Origin of the sequence: Streptomyces inusitatus, from assembly GCF_014651115.1 — a bacterium.
Classification (GTDB): domain Bacteria; phylum Actinomycetota; class Actinomycetes; order Streptomycetales; family Streptomycetaceae; genus Streptomyces; species Streptomyces amakusaensis.
This window is the reverse complement of the sequence record NZ_BMWG01000010.1, coordinates 73,718-91,933: the sequence shown is the minus strand read 5'-3', so window position 1 is coordinate 91,933 and position 18,216 is coordinate 73,718. Positions and strand designations below refer to the sequence as shown.

Below are 18,216 nucleotides of genomic sequence, written 5' to 3'. Positions count from 1 at the left end.
GAGTCGACAGAACCATGAGCGAGAACCCGACCACGGGCGCGTCGGCCACGGGCAGGCCCCTGAAGCAGATCCATCTCGCCGCCCATTTCCCAGGCGTCAACAACACCACCGTGTGGAGCGACCCGAGGGCCGGCAGCCACATCGACTTCAGCTCCTTCGCGCACTTCGCGCGGACCGCCGAACGCGCCAAGTTCGACTTCCTCTTCCTCGCCGAGGGACTGCGCCTGCGCGAACAGGGCGGACAGATCTACGACCTGGACGTGGTGGGGCGGCCCGACACCTTCACCGTCCTCGCCGCACTCGCCGCCGTCACGGAGCGGCTCGGTCTGACCGGCACCATCAACTCCACCTTCAACGAGCCCTACGAGGTGGCCCGCCAGTTCGCCAGCCTCGACCATCTCTCGGGCGGGCGCGCCGCCTGGAACGTCGTCACCTCCTGGGACGCCTTCACCGGCGAGAACTTCCGGCGCGGCGGCTTCCTCCCGCAGGAGCAGCGGTACTCCAGGGCGCAGGAGTTCCTGGCCACCGCCAACGAGCTGTTCGACTCCTGGCGCGGCGACGAGATCGTCGCCGATCAGGGGTCCGGCGTCTTCCTCAAGGACGCGCGGGCCGGGGAATTCGCCCACCGGGGGGAGCACTTCGACATCGCGGGCCGCTTCAACGTCCCGCGCGGTCCGCAGGGCCGCCCGGTGATCTTCCAGGCCGGGGACTCCGAGGACGGCCGTGAGTTCGCCGCGTCGAGCGCCGACGCCATCTTCAGCAGGCACGACACCCTGGAGGCGGGCCGGGAGTTCTACGCCGACGTCAAGGGACGCCTGGCCCGTTACGGCCGGGCCCACGACGAGCTGCTCATCATGCCTGCGGCGACCTTCGCCCTCGGCGACACCGACGCCGAGGCGCGGGAGATCGCGCACGAGGTACGGCGCAGCCAGGTCAGCGGCCGGACCGCGATCAAGTACCTCGAACACGTCTGGAACCGGGATCTGTCCGGCTACGACCCGGACGGCCCGCTCCCGGACATCGACCCGGACCCCGGCGAGAACACCATCGCCCGGGGCCGGGCCAGCGTACGGATGTTCCGCGACCCGCTCGCCGTCGCCAAGCAGTGGCGCGAGCGCGCCGCCGCCGAGAAGCTGTCGATCCGCGAACTGGTCATCGAGACCACCGGCCGCCAGAGCTTCATCGGCTCCCCGGCCACCGTCGCCGAGGCGATCGACACCCTCGTCCAGGCGGACGCCGCCGACGGCTTCATCCTGGTCCCGCACCTCACCCCCGGCGGCCTGGACGAGTTCGCCGACACCGTCGTCCCCCTGCTCCAGGAACGCGGGGTGTTCCGCCGCGAATACACCGGCACCACACTCCGTGACCATCTCGGCCTGGCGCATCCCGAGCCGGAGCCCCCGCGGGCGGCATCATGAGATTCCTGGCCATCACCCTCATCGTGCACGCCCCCGATCCGGTGACCGGCGTCCAGAAGACCACCCGCGAGCGCTTCCGTGAAGTCGTGGACAACGCGCTGCTCGCCGAGGAGCTGGGGTTCGACGGCTTCGGCGTCGGCGAACGCCACGAGCGGCCCTTCATCTCCTCCTCGCCCCCCGTCGTCCTCAGCCACCTCGCCGCGCTCACCTCCCGGATCCGGCTGTTCACCGCCGTCACCACCCTCAGCCTGCTCGACCCGGTACGCGCGTACGAGGACTACGCGACCCTCGACCATCTCTCCGACGGCCGTCTCGACCTGATCATCGGCAAGGGCAACGGAACCGCTCAGCGCGAGCTGTTCCGGGTCACCCCCGAGGACCAGTGGGACCGCAACTTCGAGGGCTACGAACTCTTCCGCCGGATCTGGCGGCAGGACAGGGTCAGCGCCTCCCCGCGCTTCCGTCCCGGGCTGACGGACGCCGAGGTCTGGCCGAGACCCCTTCAGCGGCCCATTCGCGTCTGGCACGGCAGCGCGACCAGCCCGGACTCCGTCGACCTCGCCGCCCGCTACGGAGATCCGCTCTTCTCGGCCAATGTCACCCATCCGATCCAGCCGTACGCCGAACTGGTCCGCCACTACCGGGAGCGGTGGGAGCACTACGGCCACGACCCGGCGCTGGCCGTCGTCGGCGCGGGGACGGCCGGCTACTGCGCCGCCCGCACCTCGCAGGAGGCCGTCGCCGCGTACCGGCCGGTCTTCGAGGGCCAACTCGCCCTCCAGAAACGTCTGGGCCTCGAACCGGTCTTCGCCACGCTGGAGGACTTCGTGGAACGCAGCTCGGCGCTGATCGGCAGCCCCCAGCAGATCGTCGACAAGGTCCACCGCTACCACGAGCGGCTCGGGCACAGCGTGCTCCATCTGCACGCCGACGCGGCCGGTCTCAGCGAGGCCCGGCACCGTGCCTCGCTCGAACTCTTCCAGTCCGACATCGCCCCGCCGCTGCGGCGGGACATCCCCGACCCGCCGTTCGACTGGGCCCCGGTTCTCCCGGGGCCCGGCCTCACGTCATAGCCGGCCGTGGCCGCCCGGCGCGTCGACGAAGACGCCGCCGATCTCCGCCAGCCTCTCCATCGCGTACGCCGGGTCGATCAGCGACTCGGGTGTGTGGATGCCCGGCGGGACGGCCTCGCCGCGCAGGCCCAGCAGCCGTTCGGCGCCGAGCGCCATGCCGAGCGCGGTCAGGGGGCGCTGCCCCGCCGGGTGGACGAGACAGCGGCTGATGCTGAACGGCGCGCCCGCCGAATCCGTTCCGTCGAGGTCGATCCGGACCTCGACGGGAGCGGGTTCGCCGTCGCTCCGCCCCGGGGACGCGCCGAGGGCGAAGTCGAAGCGGACGTTCGGCGCGCCCGTCGCGAGGGCGAGGCTCGTCACATCGAGGACGGCGATGCTCTGCCCGGGGCGGACGGTGCCGTCGAGAAGGGGGACATCCGCCTGGGCGTCGGGGCCGTTGACCCAGGTGAAGACGGAGTCGCGGCGCACCAGCCCCGCCGTTGTGGCGGTGGACCAGCGCTCCAGATCCGCCGCTCCCGCGGGTCCGCCGGTGTCCAGCTCGTCCAGTACGGCGCCGATCCGGACGGTGTCGACCCGGCCGAACTCCCGGGCCGAGTACAGCGCCGCGAGGGTGGCACTGCCGGCGCACCAGTGGCTGGCCATCAGAATCGGCGAGGCGCTTGCCCGCTGGGTGCCTGCGACGACCTCCGGCGCTATCTCCACCAGGCCGCTGGAGACGCTGAGATACGGCAGCCCGCGCTGCTGCGCGTAGCGCAGTCCGTGCAGGCGTTCGTCCCACAGCGCGGCGACCACCGCCGAGTGGTCGCGGCCGGGCGGCAGCCCGAGATCGCCCCGCCGCAGGTCGACGGTGACGGCTGTCGCGGTGCCGAGCTCGTCGGCCACCCGCCGGGCGCGGTCGAGGTCACGGCCCGCGATCGTCAGCGGCAGCGTCGGGTGCCAGCGGCGCAGAAGGGCGGCGGTCCCCGCGCCGGCCTGGCCCGAGCCGCCCAGAATCAGTACTGATTTCGGCTGTCCCATGGTGGGTTCCTCTCGCTTCCATCAAGTTACATTTTGTAGCCTACGTTTTGTAACATAGCTTGGGGCGAGACGCGAGGGAGGACCATGGCCACCACATCGACCCGGCTGTCCAAGCCGGCACGGCGGGAGCAACTGCTCGACACCGCCGCGGCGATCGTGCGCGCGCGGGGCGCCGACGGACTCACCCTGGTCACCCTCGCCGAGGCGGCCGGGGTGAGCAGACCGATCGTGTACGACCACTTCGGCACCCGCCCCGGCCTTCTGCTCGCACTCCACCGACGGCTCGACGAACGCCACCGGGCCGCCGTCGCCCGCGCGCTGGAGGCCGCCGCGACCGCCGCCCGCGAGGTCGCCCGTGCCATGAGCACCGCGTACTTCGCCTGCGCCACCGACATGCCGGAACTCGCCGCCGTCTCCGCCGCCCTGAAGGGAAATCCGGACATGGAGGCGGTCCAGCACGAGCTGCTCGACAGCTATGCGGCCATGATGGCCACCGCCCTCGCGCCGTACTCCGACCTCCCGGCCGAAGCCCTCCGGCTGCGCTGCGCCGGCATCCTGGGCGCGGCCGGGGCGATCGCCGCCGAACTGAACCGGGACCGTGTCACCGCCGCCGACGCGATCACCGCGCTGACCGACGTGATCGTGGGCGCCATCGCCACCGGGGCCGGCCGCTAGGTCGGCCCGGCCCGGGCCGGTGGCCGGTCAGGGGCGGCGGTGCACCGAGACGGCGTACTCCCCGCCGGTGTAGGGGGCGCGGGACCAGGTCGCGTATCTGGCTTCGAGGACGAGTCCCGCCGTACGGCAGTGGGCGTCGTAGTCGCGCAGGGTGTATCCGCGGTCGAGGGAGAACCCCGCGACGAGACGGCCCTCGGGCCGGACATGGCGCGCGACCCCGGCGACCAGGGCCTCTTCCGTTCCCGGCGGGGTGAACAGGGGGACATTGCCCGCCATCACCACGACGTCGAAGGAGAGCCCCAGATCGAGGCCGGCCAGATCGTGCCGGTGCCAGGTGATCCCCGGTGCCAGCCGACGGGCGGTGGCGAGCATCGACTCGTCGATGTCCACGCCGGTCACGGCGATTCCGTGCCGCGCCAGTTCGACGGCGACCCGGCCGGTGCCGCAGCCCGCGTCGAGGACGGTCCGGGGGGCGAAGGAGCGCACGAACACGGCCTCGCCGTGGACGTCGCCGCCCTCGGAGGCGATGCGGTCGAACCGGGCCTGGTACTCGTCGCCGTTCCACGTCATGGGACCACCCTCGCACAGGCGCCCTCCCGCCCCTGAGGCCCCCGGCGGCGGCCGGGCCGCGGGGGCTTCGCGGGCCGGACGAAGGGATCGCCGGTTCCCATGTCGGAACCTGCCCGGTCCCGTGCCATCGGTCACACTGCGTGTTGTGACGGATGCGGATGCGCGAAGGGGCCGAACCGTGAACGCGGAGGGTCCGCCCGGCCCGGCGGCGGCGGAGTCGGCCGCGCTGGGCGCGGAGCAGCTGCGTGTGCTGCGGAGAGTGGGGCGGGAGTGGGGCAGGGTGATGGCGGCTCCCGAGGTGTGGCGCCGGGCCCTGCCGGTGGATCCGGATCTCGGGAGGTTCCCGCCCGTGGCGCAGCTCCGGTCCGCGGGGTCGGGCCGGATGGTGCGCGTCTCCGCCCTGGGGCCGCGCGCGGCAAGGGACGAAGACGGTACGGAGGGGGCGCCGACGGGGGCGGCGGTACGGATCCGGCGTGTTCTGCTGGGGGTGCCGCTCAAGAGCTCCGCGGTCGTGACCGAGCGGATGCGCAAGCTGCTGGCACTGCCCGTGCTCTCCGCCGACGCGCTCTCCTCGGTCGCCTACGGCCCGGAGGCGATGCTCGCGGTCCTGGTCCTGGCCGGTACGGCGGGGCTCGCGTACTCGCTCCCGGTCGCCGGGGCGATCGTGTTCCTCATGTTCGCGGTCGGGCTGTCCTACCGTCAGACGATCCGGGCCTATCCGCACGGCGGCGGCTCGTACATCGTCGCGAGCGACAATCTGGGCCGGACGCCCGGACTGGTGGCCGCCGCCGGGCTGATGACCGACTACATCCTCACCGTAGCCGTGTCGATCGCCTCGGGGATCGCGGCGATCACCTCGGCACTCCCCTCGCTGGCCCCCGCGACGGTGCCCCTGGGCGTCGGGGCGATCCTGCTTCTCCTGGCGGGGAATCTGCGCGGAGTCCGCCAGGCGGGAACGCTGTTCGCCGCCCCGACCTACGCTTTCGTCGCCGCCATGTTCGCGCTGATCGGCTTCGGCCTGGCGGACGCCGCCGGCCGGGGGTTCGAACCGAGGCCGGCCGCGCTGCCCGCGGTCACCGAGACCGTCGGGCTGCTGCTCATCATGCGGGCGTTCTCCTCCGGCGCCACGGCGATGACCGGAATCGAGGCGATCTCCAACGCGGTACCGGCGTTCAAGCCCGTCGAATGGCGCAACGCCCGCACCACCCTGACCTGGATGGTGGGGCTGCTCATCGTGATGTTCACGGGAATCGTCGTACTCATCCACCTCGCCCAAGTGGTGCCCGGCGCGCAGGAGACCACGCTCTCCCAGCTCGCCCGTCTGAGCTTCGGCACGGGATGGGGGTACGTCTTCGTCCAGGCGGCCACCGCGGCGGTACTGCTGCTGGCCGCGAACACCGCGTACAACGACTTCCCCCGGGTCCTGTCCCTGCTGGCACGCGACGGCTACGCCCCACGGGTCTTCCTGCGCCTGGGCGACCGCCTCGCCCACAGCAACGGGATCCTCCTGCTCTCGCTGGCCGCCGCGCTGGTCTTCGTGGCGTTCGACGGTCTGACCGGGGCGCTGATCCCGCTGTACGCCGTCGGAGTCTTCCTCGCCTTCACGCTCTCGCAGGCGGGGATGGTCGTCCACTGGTGGCGGCTGCGCGACCGCCACTGGCGCAAGAGCCTGTTCTTCAACGCCACCGGTGGTCTGCTGTCAGCGGTGGTCTTCATCACCGCGGGCATCAGCAAGTTCACCTCCGGGGCATGGGTGGCCATCGTCGCCGTCGCCCTGTTCCTCGTGGTCACCACCCGGATCCGCCGCCACTACGAGGCCGCCCGCGAAGCCCTGCGGCTCCACCCGCATCTGATCGAACTGCCCGCGCACAGCCCGGAGGGGCCGTCGGCGTCGCCGGAGCGGCGGCTGCCCGAAGTCGCCGGAGGGCGTACGGCGACGGCGGCCGGGAACGGGGAGGACGAGGAGCTTCCGGAGGAGATCCAGCACCTCTCGGTCGTCGCCCTCGCGACCCTCGACCTCGCCGCCATGCGCACCCTCGCCTACGCGGCCTCGCTCCAGCAGCCCGTCCTCGCCCTGCACATCAGCCTCACCGAGGAGGAGGCCCGGCGCTTTCGCGACTACTGGACCCTCTGGGGCGACCATCTGCCCCTGGAGATCGTCGTCTCCCCCTACCGGGCCGTCGTCGCCCCGCTCGTCCACTGCATCGAGGGACTCCACCGGCAGCACCCCGGCCTCACCCTGACCGTGATCCTCCCGGAGATCGTCACCAGCCGGAGAAGCCATCAATTCCTCCACAGCCGCACGGCTTCCCGCCTGCGCCGCGCGCTGCGCCCCCTCCCCAAGATCGTCATCACCACCGTGCCCTTCCATCTGTAGTCTCGCCGTCGGCGCGCGCCCACCCCTGCCGGTTACCTCTGAGTGAGAGGTAATATGGGATATATGTCAGATATGGGGCTGGTGCGGGAGTGGGGCGACCTGCTGACCGGCGTCAACCGACTGGTACGCCGCGGTCTGCGCGGCGCTCAGAGCGGCCCGCCGATCCCGGTGGCCCAGGCCGAACTGCTGCGGCTGGTGCTGATGAACCCAGGCATCCGGGTGTCGGCCGCGGCCGAGGAGCTGCGCCTCGCCGGGAACTCCGTCTCGACCCTGGTCCGGCAGCTGACCGGGCTGGGACTCCTGGTCCGGGAACCGGACCCCCGGGACGCCCGTGCGGCTCTGCTGCGCATCACGCCCGCCGCGGCCGAACGGCTGCGGGAGTGGGACGACCGCCGGGCCGCCCTCTACCGGGAACAGTGGCGGCGGCTCTCCGCCGAGGACCGAACCGCCCTGGCGGCTTCCGTTCCGGCGCTGCGCAGACTCGCCGCGCAGCTCCAGGAGCACACGCGCACGCATGGAGGGAAGTGACCCGGCCATGACCGACAGCGCCGTCGAATGCACCGGACTCGTCTACCGCTTCGGTGCCACACGCGCGGTGGACGGAGTGGACTTCTCGGTCGCCGGAGGCGAGGTGTTCGGTCTGCTCGGCCCCAATGGCGCCGGCAAGACCACCACGATCAGGGCGATCACCACACTGCTCCCCGTCCGGGCCGGGATGATCCGGGTCTTCGGGCACGATGTGACCAAGGAGAAGATCGCCGTACGGAGGCTGCTCGGCTATGTCCCCCAGCAGCTCTCCGCCGACGCCGCCCTCACCGGGCGCGAGAACGTCACCCTCTTCGCCCGGGTGTACGACGTACCGCGCGGGGAACGCGCGCGCCGGGTCGACCGGGCGCTCGAAGCCGTCGGTCTCGCCGAGGCGGCCGGCCGGATGGCGGGCACCTACTCCGGAGGGATGGTCCGCCGGCTGGAACTCGCCCAGGCCCTGGTCAGCTCGCCCCGGCTGCTGATCCTCGACGAACCGACCATCGGTCTCGACCCGATCGCCCGCACCACCGTCTGGGAGCGCCTCGGCGAGGTGCGGTCCGCCACGGGGATGACCGTTCTCGTCACCACCCACTCCATGGACGAGGCCGACCGCTACTGCGACCGGCTCGCCCTCATGCACCGGGGGAGGATCCGCGCGCTCGGCACCCCGGCGGACCTGAAGTCACGGCTGGACCGCCGGACTCCTGAGGCCCGCCCGGCCACGCTGGAGGACGTCTTCCGGCACTACGCGGGCAGCGGCCTCGACGACGACCGCACGGGAGGCGAATTCCGCGATGTGCGCAGCACCCGCCGTACGGCGTCCCGCCTCGGCTGAACCGGCCCCTCTGCCCGTCGAGCCCTTCAGGGTGCACAGCGGCTGGGCCGTACTGCCCTCCCGGGTGGCCGCGATGTGCACGGTGGAACTCCAAAAGCTCCGCCACGACCGGACCGAGCTGTACACCAGGGCGATCCAGCCCGCGCTCTGGCTGCTCATCTTCGGCGAGACCTTCACCAGGATCGGCGCGATCCCCACCGGGAACGTGCCCTACCTCGACTTCCTCGCCCCGGGGATCATCGCCCAGTCCGCCATGTTCATCGCCATCTTCTACGGCATCCAGATCATCTGGGAGCGGGACGCGGGGGTGCTCAGCAAACTCCTCGTCACCCCCACTCCCCGGGCCGCGCTGGTCACCGGCAAGGCGTTCGCCGCCGGGGTGAAGGCGCTGATCCAGGCCGTGGTCGTGATCCTGATCGCCGCCGCGCTGGGCGTCGCGCTCACCTGGAACCCCCTGAGGCTCGCGGGGGTGGTGCCGGTGGTGGTCCTGGGGTCGGCGTTCTTCGCCTGCCTCTCGATGAGCATCGCCGGCGTCGTGCTCACCCGGGACCGGCTGATGGGCATCGGCCAGGCGATCACCATGCCCCTGTTCTTCGCCTCCAACGCCCTCTACCCGATCGCGCTGATGCCCGGCTGGCTCCAGGCGATCAGCCGGGCCAACCCCCTGAGTTACGAGGTCGACGCCCTCCGGGGCCTGCTCATCGGCACCCCGGCGCATCTGCCGCTCGACTTCGGCGTGCTCGGTCTCGCGGCGCTGGCGGGCATCGTCTGCGCCTCCGCGCTGATGGGCCGCCTCGCCCGCTGATCCCCGGCCCGGACGGGTACGGAACCGGCCGAAGGTCCCGAGGTCCCGTTACCGGCCGAAGGCCCCGTTCAGGACGGCGGCCGGGGCTCCCCGGCCGCCTTCTCGGCGGAGCGCACCCGCGCGGCGAACTCCTTGGCGGGCATGCGCTCCAGCGTGCCGCCGTGGCGTTCGGCGAGGTCGTCGCCCGGTCGGGGGGAGGACTCGTGCAGCTCCACGACGAGCAGGGAGGCGCCCTCGTCGACACGGCTGCTCAGCACGATCAGACCGGCCCCGCCCTCCAGCGCCTGCCGGTTCTCCGCCGCGCCGCCGAGGGCGGCGCCCGCCGCCGTGCCCAGGAACACGCCCATCGGCCCGCCCAGCAGCCCGAGCAGCCCGCCCACGAGACCGCCGCCCGCCGTCGCTCTCCCGGCGCCTTGGACATGGCTCTCCGGCACATCGAGCAGACCTTCGGCCGACCGCTCCACGAGCGCCGCCTGCCGCAGCCCCGGAAGGCCGAGAGCTTCCTCGTAGGCCGACCGGCCCGCGGCCCGGTCGGTGAACGAGATCAGCAGCATCTGGTGGCTGTCCGTCATGCGCGTTCCTTCTGTGACATACCGGGGTGCTCTCCCCGGCCCTCCCAGTGGAACCCCTGCCCGGGCTCCCCGCCACAGGGAGAGATCATCCGCTTCCCCTTCCGTGCCGCCCCTCGGCGGCGGCCGGAGCCGTCCGGGCGCGAGTGCGCACGGCCGCACTCCTTTCCGCCGTCGGGCGCGGACGGAAGCCGTTGGGCCGTATTCCCCTGCTTGGTAACGTCGTTGGCATGGAGTTGCGGACTCTTGAATACTTCGTCGCGGTCGCGGAAGAGGGATCCTTCACCAAGGCCGCCGCTCGCTGCCACGTCGTCCAGCCCGCCATCAGCCAGCAGATCCAGGGCCTGGAGAAGGAGCTGGGCGAGCCCCTGTTCGAACGTCTGCACAGACGGGTTGTGCTCACGCGCGGCGGTATCGCCCTGCTGCCGCACGCCCGGGCCTGTCTGGCCGCCGCGGCGGCGGCCGTGGTGGAGTTCGAGGACCGGTCCGGTCTCCTCGGAGGGTCTCTCACACTCGGCACGGTCGGAGGTCTCGAAGGCACCTGTGTCCCCCATCTGCTGGGGGAGTACTACCGCCGCCACCCCGGCGTGGCGGTGAACCTCGTCGGGGCGTCGAGCCCGTCGCTGCTGGCCGGGGTGCGCGACGGGAGCCTGGACGCGGCGGTCATGTCGGCCCCCAGGGAGGATCTGTCCAAGGTCATCGGGAGCCGTGTCCTCCTGCGGGACTGGATCGTCGCGGCCGTGCCCGCCGGGAGCAGATCGGCGGACCGGCCGATGACCCTCGACGAGGTGTCCGAGACCCCCATCATCACGTACGGCACCGACAGCGGTGTCCGCGGATTCATCAGCGACGCCTTCGCCGCGGAAGGACTGCGCTTCGATGTCGCCTATGCGACGAACAATGTGGCGCTCCAGCTCGCGCTGGTCGTGGAGAACGTCGGAATCGCCCTGGCCCCGTACTCCAGCCCGGTGCTGTTGGCCAGTGAGAAAGTCACCGTGATTCCGCTGGATCCGCCCATATCGTTCCACAAGGTCTTCGTCTGGCGGTTGGAGAGGAATCTGAACGCACCGCTGAAGGCTTTCCTCGACATGTGGGCGGAACTGGCCGCGTGACGATGCCGGGGCCCGGACCCGGACCCGGACCCGGACCCGGACCAGGGTCCGGGCCCGGGCCCGGGCCCGGGACATGTCACCGCGCGCGCTGCGGGGACCAGTACCGCCGGACGAGTGGCTTGTCCGGCTTGCCCACGACGGTGCGCGGTACGGATTCCACCTCGCGCACCGCGCCCTGGAGGCCCAGTTCGCGCAGGAGGGCCTCGACCTGGGCGACCGCCGCGCCGGGCGCGGAGTCCGGCGACGCCCGCACGACGACCAGGACGTCCGGTGCGTAGACCTCCGGATCGGCGGTCAGACTGACGCAGTCGGCGGCCGCCGGGCACCGTTCGGTGATCATGGCGTCGAGGACGGGGGCGGGGAGCGGGCCGCTCGCGGACCTGATGGCGTCGGTCGTCCGGCCCAGGATGCGGTACGAGCCGTCCGGGGCGCGCTGGGCGATGTCGCCGGTCCAGAACTCCCCGGCCCGGAAGGTGGCGGCATTGGCCTCGTCGTCGTGGAGATATCCCTCGCTGGTGCAGTCGGAGGCCAGCACCAGGACGCCCAGATCGGGTCCGGAGTCCTCGCCGAGGGGCGCGAGCCGGGCCCGTACACCCCCGACCGGGACCATGCCCGCCTCGCTCTGCACGATGTCGGCCATGTTCCCGAGGCCGAGACCGAACTCGGTCGAGCCGTAGACCTGCCTGATGCGGATGCCCAGGGTCTTCGCCGCGGACCTCATCAGCGCGGGGCTGACATAAGCGCCCCCGCACAGCGGCCTGCGCAGGGCGGGCAGCTCGGTCGGCGCGGAAGCGGCCGCCCCCACCAGGTCCTCGTAGTGGTTGGGGAGCGCGCTCATCATGGTGACGCCGAACCGCGAGAGCTGTTCGAGCAGCTCGGCGGAGGGCGTACGGGGGTCGGCCAGGATCAGCCGGGCGCCGGCCAGCAGAGCGGCGAAGACATGCAGATCGGTGGCGTGGGCCACGTCCAGGGTGTGACGGCAGAAGACGACGTCGGACTCCCTCAAGCCGATGTCGGCCACCCAGCGCAGACGTTCGCGCACGAACGGCCCCTGCTTCCAGGACACCAGCTTGGGCAGCTTGGTCGAGCCGGAGGTCCACAGCCTGCGGAAGACCCGGTCCGCGTGGCCCGTCGACAGCGACGGTCCGGAGGGGGCCCCGGTGACCGGGAGGGCGGCGAGATCGACGCGCGGCGGGGCCTGCTCCCCGGCCCCGGGGTGCCGGGACCCCACCCAGAGCACCGGTTCGGTGAGGGTGAGCACACGGGCGACGGCGGCCCGGTCGAAATCCGCCAGTACGGGTACGTAGCTGGCGCGCAGGGCGGCCACCGCGAGGATGAACGCGACATAGTCGGGGGTGTTGGGCAGCCCGTGACAGACCACGGTGTCCCCGGGGCGCACCCCCCGCGCCCGCAGCCCCGCGCCCATGCGCTCGGTGCGCTCGATCAGCTGTGCGTAGGTGAGGCCTCGGCCGTCGACGGTTTCCAACGCCGGTGCTTCGGGTCGGCCGGCGGCGATGCCTCGGACGGTCTCGAACAGCATGGGACGTTTCCCTTTCCTCGCTGGTGAGCCGGGGTTCGATGGGTCAGGGCAGCAGTAGCTGCCTGGACGTGGTGGTCATGAGGGTGGCCGCGGCGTCCGCTCCGACGCGCCGCTCCAGTTCTCGCAGCCAGGGGGCGACGGCCTCGGCCGGCCGGGGATGGTCGGTGTGCCCCATGTCCCCGCCGAAGACCAGCAGGGGGAGCGGATAGCCGGCGGTCAGCCCGAGGCTGGAGTCCTCCGGAGGGCAGAGCCGGTCGGGAACGATGCCCAGTTCGCAGTGGGCGCCGAGGGCGCGGAGCGCGTCGGCGGTCTCCTCCCGCCAGCGCATGAAGGCCAGCTTGGGATGGTTGACCAGCAGCCGCCGCACCCCGCGCCGCCGGGCCTCGGTGAAGATCACCAGCGTCTCGGCCGCGCTGAGATGGCCGCTCGCCAGCACCAGGTCATGGGCCGCCACGGCGTCGAGGACATCGTGCCACTCCGGGCGCAGCCGCCCGCCGTCGGCCACGTCGACGGGGCGCAGCCCGACCTTCCGGAGATTGGTGAGCTCCGGTGCCGAGGAGGCCATCGCGGCCCGGTGGGTACGGGAGGAGAGCGTCGGCAGCCACACGATCCGGCCGCCGAGCCCCGCGGCGACCTCGACCGCGTCGGGGCTGGCCCCGCCGACACAGCTGTTGAGCACCACCCCGCCGTACACGCCCTCCCCGGCCGCCGCGGCCCTTTCGGCCGTGCTGCCCTCGTGGGCCTTGAGGACCACGGTGGTGAATCCCTCGGCCCGCATCGCCGCGACCGTCTCGCGGTCGTCGCCGTGCCGGGGCAGCAGACTGGGGGAGGAGTGCACATGCAGGTCGGTCATTCCGCGCGCCCAGTCGGGCAGCGCCGGGGAGTCGCTCATCAGGTGCCTTCGGTGCCTTCGGCCTTCACGGCTCCGGTCCGGGACGGGCTCCCGGCGCCGGGGCTCCCAGCCTGTCCGACGGGCAGCCATGGCGCGCGCGCTCGTTCGTAGGCGCTGATGCTCGGGCCGAGGCTCAGCGCGAGGTCGAGGAGTTCGAGACCGTTGACCAGCCGGTGATGGGCCAGATCGTCGAGCCGGAACGGCGCGCCGGCCACCCCGGCGGCCGGGCAGCCGAGCGTCCGGCCGACGACGTCGATCATGATCTCGGCGTACGGATCCCGGGTGGTGGCGCGGAGAAGGGATTCGGCGACGTCCGCGCTCACCTGCGCGGGGACGAGACCGGCGTTGGGCAGATTGTTGCGGAAGATGTCGCCGAACCCGGGGGCGACGACGGCGGTGAACCCGAAGTCGCGCAGCGCCCAGGCCGCGTGTTCGCGGGAGGAGCCGCAGCCGAAGTTGGGCCCGGCGACCAGGATGGTGGCCCCCCGGCGCTCGGGCCGGTTGGTGATGAAGGAGGGATCCTGTCGCCACTGCGAGAAGAGCCCCTCCCCGTAGCCGGTACGGGTGGTCTTCTTGAGCCAGGCGGCCGGGATGATCTGGTCCGTGTCGACATCGGCTCTGGCCAGGGGCATGCCCCGGCCGGTCAGCGCGGTGAGCGGTTTCATCGAACACTCCTGACGGGGCGGCGGCGGCCGCTCAGACGAGGTCGTCGGCGGCGGCCAGATGTCCGGCCAGGGCGGTGGCCGCCGCGGTCTCGGGCGAGACGAGGTGGGTACGCGCGCCGGGGCCCTGGCGGCCCTCGAAGTTGCGGTTCGAGGTGGAGGCGCAGCGCAGACCGGGCGCGACGGTGTCCCCGTTGATGCCGACGCACATGGAGCACCCCGGCGAGCGCCATTCGAAGCCGGCGGCGGTGAAGACCCGGTCCAGCCCCTCCGCCTCCGCCTGCCGCTTGACCAGCGCGGAGCCCGGCACGACCAGCGCCCGTACCGAGGAGGCGATCCGGCGGCCCCGGAGGACCTCCGCGGCCGCGCGGAGGTCCTCCATGCGGCTGTTGGTGCAGGACCCGATGAACACGATGTCGATGGGGATGTCGCGCATGGCCGTGCCCGGTGTCAGCCCCATGTACTCCAGCGCGCGCTCGGCGGCGTTCCGCTCGGCCGGGTCCGCCATGCCCGAGGGGTCGGGCACCGCGGCGTCGACCGAGGTGGTCTGCCCGGGGTTGGTGCCCCAGCTCACCTGCGGGGCGATCGCCGACACATCGACGGTGACCTCCCGGTCGAAGACGGCGTCGTCGTCGCTCCGCAGCGTCCGCCAGTGGTCCAGGGCCCGCTCCCACAGACGTCCGCGAGGGGAGCGCTCCCGCCCTTCGAGATAGCGGAAGGTGGTGTCGTCCGGGGCGATCAGCCCGCTCCGCGCACCGGCCTCGACCGCCATGTTGCAGACGGTCATCCGGCCCTCCATCGAGAGCGCCCGGATCGCCGCGCCGCGGAACTCGACGAGCGTCCCGACCCCGGCCCGGGTGCCGGCGCGGGCGATGACCGCGAGCACCAGGTCCTTCGCGGTGACTCCCGGGCGTACGGTTCCCTCGACCGTGACCGCCATCGTGCGCGGTCTCGCCGTACGCAGCGTCTGGGTGGCCAGTACATGCTCGACCTCGCTCGTGCCGATGCCGAACGCGATCGCCCCGAACGCCCCGTGCGTCGCGGTGTGGCTGTCGCCGCACACGATGGTCATACCGGGCTGGGTCAGCCCCATCTGCGGGCCGATGACATGGACGATCCCCTGCCCCGGGGAGCCGAGGGGGTGGAGCTCGATGCCGGCCTCGCGGCAGTTCCCGGCCTGGAGCAGCAACTGCCGTGCCCCACCCGCGTCGACGGCCGGCGCGCCGCCGCCGCCGTCGATCAGGGTCGGCACCTGATGGTCGGCGGTGGCCACACAGAGATCGGGACGCCTGACCACGCGTCCCGCGCTCCTCAGCGCTTCGAACGCCTGGGGCGAGCTGACCTCGTGGAGCAGATGCAGATCGATGTAGATCAGATCGGTCTCGCCCGGCTCGACGAGGTGTCGCTCCCAGATTCTGTCGACCAATGTGGTGCGGTTCATGACCGTTCCTCACTCTCCGAGGGGTACGCCCGCGCTCCGGCCGCTCCTGCCGCCGCCGGGGCGGGTCAGGGAGCGACCCAGCCCGCGTAGGTCGCGAAGCGCCAGTCCTTGGCCAGGCAGTCGACCTCCGCGAAACCGGCGGCCCGGAGCCATTTCAGCTGGGTGTCCAGATCGATGGGAATGTCGAACTTCATCCGCTCCCGGCCCGCCTCCCACTCCGCCTCGGGCGTGCCGGAGCGGACCACATGGGCCTCGTGCATCCGGTCGTACATCGCCTCCAGCCACGGCCGCGCACCCAGCAACTGCTCGACATGGACGAACACCCCGCCCGGGTTGAGACTCTCCCGGATCCGTCCGAACAGCCGCCGCTTCCCCTCATGGGGCAGATGGTGAATGGCGAGACCGGAGACGATCGCGTCGAACCGCCCCCGCGGCAGCGGGTCCTCCAGATCTCCCACCAGCACCTTGACCCGCTGCTGGGACGCGAACCGCCCGCGCGCCTGGGAGAGCATCAGCTCGGACCGGTCCATCAGCGTCAGTTCGGCGTCGGGAAGCCTCTCCAGCAGCCGGGCGCTGAGCAGTCCGGTGCCCGCGCCCAGGTCGAGGATGCGCGGCCGCTCGTCGACCGTCATGACCACGGTCTGGACCGCGCTGTCGTACAGGAGGTCGAAGGACGGGATCAGCTGACGGCGCAGTGAGTCGAAGGTGCTCGGGTCCCACAGGTCGTTTCCCCGAACGGTGAAGTTCTGCGACACGGTGTCTTCCGTTTCTTCGGAGGGTCGGGCGTTTCTTCGGACGGTCAGGCGAGATGGGCGCGGTTCAGGGCGGCGAAGGCCGCCCGGAGGGCAGCGGTCTCCGGGTCCGGGGCCGTGCCCACACCCCAGTGCCGGCTGCGGACGGGCTGCTCCCGGTCCTTGAGGGCGATCCAGGCCTCCAGATGGACCACGGCCCGCCCGTCGGGGCGACCGGGCGTCCGGTCCTGGACGTGGTTCACCACCCGCAGCTGCGCGCCGAGGGCGGACAGCGCGTCGGTGAGGGCGTCGAGCGGGGTGGCCCCCGGGGCCACCAGCTCCGTCTTGTCACCGTGGAGAGCGACGGTGAAGAGATGCGAACCGCCCGGGCCGCCGACGGGCCCGTGGTGGCGGAGGAGGGCGAGCGGCCCGTCCGGGGCGATGTAGGCGTCGTGGAACATCTCCCACAGCCGGCCGGGGGAGACCTCCCCGCCCGCCCGCTCGGTGAACGCCTGCACCAGCCGCGAGAACTCCGTCCGCAGCCCCGGGGGCAGATCCACGGAGTGCTCCGACTTCATCACATGGGCCGTGCCGCCCTTCCCCGACTGGGAGTTGACCCGGACCACCGCCCGGTAGTCCCGTCCCACGTCCTTGGGGTCGATCGGCAGATACGGCACCTGCCAGGGAGGCTGTGCCGCCGTGCCGCCCCCGGGCGGCCGTCCGACGGCGGCCTGGGCCGCCAGCCCCTTGCTGATCGCGTCCTGGTGGCCGCCGGAGAAAGCCGTGAACACCAGCTCACCGGCGTAGGGGTGGCGCTCGTGCACCGGCAGCCCGGTGCACTGCTCCATCGTGCGGCGGACACCGTCGATGTCGGAGAAGTCGAGCTGGGGGTCGACCCCCCGGCTGAACAGATTCATGCCCAGGGTCACCAGGCACACATTGCCGGTGCGCTCCCCGTTCCCGAAGAGGCACCCCTCGATCCGGTCCGCCCCGGCCAGCTGCCCGAGTTCGGCCGCCGCCACCGCCGTACCCCGGTCGTTGTGGGGATGCAGGGAGAGGATCACCGAGTCCCGCCGCTCCAGATGGCGGCTCATCCACTCGACGGAGTCCGCGTACACATTCGGCGTCGCCATCTCCACCGTGGCCGGCAGGCACACCGTGGCCGGGCGCTCGGGAGTGGGCTGCCAGATGTCCATCACCTCGTTGCACACCTCCGCGGCGAACCCCAGCTCGGTGCCGGTGTACGACTCCGGCGAGTACTGGAGACGGAGATCGGCCGAGGACCGCTCGGCGTGCGCCGCGACCCGGCGCGCCCCCGAGGTCGCCAGGGCCTTGACGCCCTCGCGGTCCTGCCGGAACACCACCCGCCGTTGCAGCGAGGAGGTGGGGTTGTAGATGTGGACCGTCGCCTTCGGCGCGCCGGCGACGGCCGCGAAGGTGAGGTCGATCAGCTCCGGACGGCAGGGAGTCAGCACCTGGATGCGTACGTCCTCGGGCACGGCGCCCTCGTCGATGATCGACCGGATGAACGCGAGATCGGTCTGGCTGGCCGCGGGGAACCCGACCTCGATCTCCTTGAAGCCCATGCGCACCAGCAGATCGAAGACCCGTCTTTTACGGGCGGGCGACATGGGATCGACGAGCGCCTGGTTGCCGTCGCGCAGATCCACGGCGCACCACATGGGAGCGCGGGTGGCGACGGCTTCGGGCCAGGTCCGGTCGGGCAGTGAGATCGGTTCGACCTCGTCGAAGTAGGGCCGGTACCGGTGGGCGGGCATCCTGCTGGCGCGCTGGGTGTTCCAGCCGGCCGGCGGCCGGGCCAGGGCGGTGACCGGGGAAGGAGGAGGAGGGGGAGGGGGAAGGGGAAGAGAGACGACCTGCCGAGGGTTCATGGAAGCTCCTTGTCGTGCTGACGGGCGCTCCGGCTGAGCTGTCGGGAGAAAACGGCATGGCGAATTCCCCGACAGTGAA

Annotated in this window: 17 protein-coding genes; 8 read left to right on the top strand and 9 right to left on the bottom strand. The window is 72.0% G+C overall.

Annotation, left to right across the window (positions count from 1 at the left end; translation table 11 throughout):
- The first annotated feature begins 14 nt into the window (after window positions 1-14).
- On the top strand, window positions 15-1,418 hold the full coding sequence (locus tag IE247_RS17525) for an NtaA/DmoA family FMN-dependent monooxygenase (RefSeq protein ID WP_190124082.1): 1,404 nt from the start codon (window positions 15-17) through the stop codon (window positions 1,416-1,418).
- Window positions 1,415-2,491 (top strand): LLM class flavin-dependent oxidoreductase, encoded by a 1,077-nt coding sequence (locus tag IE247_RS17520; RefSeq protein WP_190124081.1) that lies wholly within the window; start codon window positions 1,415-1,417, stop codon window positions 2,489-2,491. Before IE247_RS17525 ends, IE247_RS17520 begins: the two co-directional genes overlap by 4 nt.
- Here IE247_RS17520 and IE247_RS17515 read toward each other — a convergent pair.
- Window positions 2,486-3,508 carry a Rossmann-fold NAD(P)-binding domain-containing protein gene (locus IE247_RS17515; RefSeq protein ID WP_190124080.1) on the bottom strand — a complete coding sequence of 341 codons (1,023 nt, stop codon included), beginning with the start codon at window positions 3,506-3,508 and terminating at the stop codon, window positions 2,486-2,488. The genes IE247_RS17520 and IE247_RS17515 overlap by 6 nt on opposite strands.
- 84 nt (window positions 3,509-3,592) lie before the next feature.
- Between IE247_RS17515 and IE247_RS17510 the strand changes: the two genes are divergently transcribed.
- On the top strand, window positions 3,593-4,183 hold the full coding sequence (locus IE247_RS17510; protein WP_190124079.1) for a TetR/AcrR family transcriptional regulator: 591 nt from the start codon (window positions 3,593-3,595) through the stop codon (window positions 4,181-4,183).
- A 27-nt stretch (window positions 4,184-4,210) separates the two neighbouring features.
- On the opposite strand, the gene IE247_RS17505 is transcribed toward IE247_RS17510, so the two are convergent.
- Complete coding sequence (locus tag IE247_RS17505) at window positions 4,211-4,753, bottom strand: class I SAM-dependent DNA methyltransferase (protein ID WP_190124078.1); 543 nt, start codon at window positions 4,751-4,753, stop codon at window positions 4,211-4,213.
- Between the two features lie 283 nt (window positions 4,754-5,036).
- Here IE247_RS17505 and IE247_RS17500 point away from each other — a divergent pair, with 283 nt between their 5' ends.
- The 4 genes from IE247_RS17500 (at window position 5,037) to IE247_RS17485 (ending at window position 9,298) form a co-directional block, all read left to right on the top strand.
- Window positions 5,037-7,130 carry an APC family permease gene (locus IE247_RS17500; protein WP_229869188.1) on the top strand — a complete coding sequence of 698 codons (2,094 nt, stop codon included), beginning with the start codon at window positions 5,037-5,039 and terminating at the stop codon, window positions 7,128-7,130.
- 63 nt (window positions 7,131-7,193) lie between these two features.
- Window positions 7,194-7,658 carry a MarR family winged helix-turn-helix transcriptional regulator gene (locus tag IE247_RS17495; protein WP_190124076.1) on the top strand — a complete coding sequence of 155 codons (465 nt, stop codon included), beginning with the start codon at window positions 7,194-7,196 and terminating at the stop codon, window positions 7,656-7,658.
- A 7-nt stretch (window positions 7,659-7,665) separates the two neighbouring features.
- On the top strand, window positions 7,666-8,493 hold the full coding sequence (locus IE247_RS17490) for an ABC transporter ATP-binding protein (protein WP_190124075.1): 828 nt from the start codon (window positions 7,666-7,668) through the stop codon (window positions 8,491-8,493).
- Window positions 8,453-9,298: an ABC transporter permease gene (locus IE247_RS17485; RefSeq protein ID WP_190124074.1), complete on the top strand. Its 846-nt coding sequence runs from the start codon at window positions 8,453-8,455 to the stop codon at window positions 9,296-9,298. Before IE247_RS17490 ends, IE247_RS17485 begins: the two co-directional genes overlap by 41 nt.
- A 68-nt stretch (window positions 9,299-9,366) precedes the next feature.
- Here IE247_RS17485 and IE247_RS17480 read toward each other — a convergent pair whose 3' ends face one another.
- On the bottom strand, window positions 9,367-9,870 hold the full coding sequence (locus IE247_RS17480) for a histidine kinase (protein ID WP_190124073.1): 504 nt from the start codon (window positions 9,868-9,870) through the stop codon (window positions 9,367-9,369).
- A 227-nt stretch (window positions 9,871-10,097) separates the two neighbouring features.
- Between IE247_RS17480 and IE247_RS17475 the strand changes: the two genes are divergently transcribed.
- On the top strand, window positions 10,098-10,979 hold the full coding sequence (locus IE247_RS17475; RefSeq protein WP_190124072.1) for a LysR family transcriptional regulator: 882 nt from the start codon (window positions 10,098-10,100) through the stop codon (window positions 10,977-10,979).
- Between the two features lie 76 nt (window positions 10,980-11,055).
- Here IE247_RS17475 and IE247_RS17470 read toward each other — a convergent pair whose 3' ends face one another.
- The 6 genes from IE247_RS17470 to leuA form a co-directional block, all read right to left on the bottom strand.
- Window positions 11,056-12,519 carry a class I adenylate-forming enzyme family protein gene (locus IE247_RS17470; RefSeq protein WP_190124071.1) on the bottom strand — a complete coding sequence of 488 codons (1,464 nt, stop codon included), beginning with the start codon at window positions 12,517-12,519 and terminating at the stop codon, window positions 11,056-11,058.
- Window positions 12,520-12,562: 43 nt separating this feature from the next.
- Window positions 12,563-13,411, bottom strand: a complete 849-nt coding sequence (locus IE247_RS17465; protein ID WP_190124070.1) for a DUF6282 family protein — start codon at window positions 13,409-13,411, stop codon at window positions 12,563-12,565.
- Window positions 13,411-14,076 carry a 3-isopropylmalate dehydratase small subunit gene (gene leuD / locus IE247_RS17460; protein ID WP_190124069.1) on the bottom strand — a complete coding sequence of 222 codons (666 nt, stop codon included), beginning with the start codon at window positions 14,074-14,076 and terminating at the stop codon, window positions 13,411-13,413. The genes IE247_RS17465 and leuD overlap by 1 nt, the downstream gene beginning before the upstream one ends.
- Before the next feature lie 31 nt (window positions 14,077-14,107).
- Window positions 14,108-15,514, bottom strand: a complete 1,407-nt coding sequence (leuC, locus tag IE247_RS17455; protein ID WP_190124068.1) for a 3-isopropylmalate dehydratase large subunit — start codon at window positions 15,512-15,514, stop codon at window positions 14,108-14,110.
- Window positions 15,515-15,579: 65 nt separating this feature from the next.
- On the bottom strand, window positions 15,580-16,269 hold the full coding sequence (locus IE247_RS17450; RefSeq protein WP_229869178.1) for a class I SAM-dependent methyltransferase: 690 nt from the start codon (window positions 16,267-16,269) through the stop codon (window positions 15,580-15,582).
- Window positions 16,270-16,313: 44 nt separating this feature from the next.
- Window positions 16,314-18,137, bottom strand: coding sequence for a 2-isopropylmalate synthase (gene leuA / locus IE247_RS17445; protein WP_190124067.1), 1,824 nt, complete (start codon window positions 18,135-18,137; stop codon window positions 16,314-16,316).
- Window positions 18,138-18,216: the final 79 nt, after the last annotated feature.